A 429-nucleotide genomic window follows, 5' to 3' on the forward strand; every position below is an offset into this window, starting at 1 on the left:
CAACGACACTGTGCCACCCTCACGAGTCTTGAAAGGACGGCCATCAGGGCCAAGCACCATGCCGTAGCCGACGTGCTCGGCCTCGACGTCGTCAGGCAGGAACCCGGCCATTCGGGCCACCTGGAAAAGCACTTCAAAGTGATGGCTCTGGCGCACGTCGGTGACGTAAATAATGCGGTCGGCCTTGAGTTTGCCCACGCGACGACGAATCGCAGCGAGATCGGTGGCGTCATATCCGAAGCCACCGTCCCTCTTACGCACGATCATTGGGGCATCCTGCCCCTCGACGAAAACGCACAGTGCGCCGTTGTCCTCGACGGCCAGGCCGTCAGCCACGAGCTCGTCCACAACCCGCGGCAGGTCGTCGTTGTAGCTGGACTCGCCGGCCACGTCCTCGTCCGTCAGCAGCACCGACAGACGGGCGTAGGT

At 63.2% G+C, this 429-nt stretch carries 1 protein-coding gene; it reads right to left on the reverse strand.

The genetic code is table 11. The features are described from left to right. Positions 1 to 429: arginine--tRNA ligase domain-containing protein (gene argS, locus ACU8YE_RS25685; protein WP_446930452.1), on the reverse strand; the 429-nt coding region annotated here is incomplete at both ends.

It is taken from the genome of Ralstonia sp. VS2407 (assembly GCF_052950655.1).